This window comes from Vibrio sp. 10N.222.49.C9, assembly GCF_041474985.1.
GTDB classification, from domain to species: Bacteria; Pseudomonadota; Gammaproteobacteria; order Enterobacterales; family Vibrionaceae; genus Vibrio; species Vibrio crassostreae_C.
The window spans coordinates 1-309 of the sequence record NZ_JBFRVD010001060.1 but is presented as its reverse complement, the minus strand read 5'-3'; the positions used below and the strand labels follow the sequence as shown (position 1 = coordinate 309).

Sequence of the window (309 nt, the reverse complement as noted above, 5' to 3'; positions counted from 1 at the left end):
GATAAGTACACTTTTTACCTGTCTTGGGTACTTAAACTTTACACTCTTTGCGAATAACTCACCTTTTTGTTTTTTAAAGTAGATCTTAAGAACATCTTTATGAGCTTCTTGGCGCAATGAGTAGCGGTCAATTTGCTTTGTTTCGTGAATTCCCAACCCGGTTAGGTGTGGATACATAGGCACCTCTGCGATCAAATTTGGTGAACTTCCTAATGAAGAGCTCCGTGATACCAATCGTACTCAATAACTGATCACTCTAGCGGGTTAAAATACTCGATAAATGCGTTAGAATTTTTGATTGTAGAATAA

Annotated in this window: 1 protein-coding gene; it reads right to left on the bottom strand. The window is 37.5% G+C overall.

The window, feature by feature from the left end; genetic code table 11:
* On the bottom strand, positions 1 to 177 hold a 177-nt coding region (locus tag AB4585_RS26895; RefSeq protein WP_372171792.1), incomplete at its 3' end, for a DUF3461 family protein.
* Positions 178 to 309 lie beyond the last annotated feature (132 nt).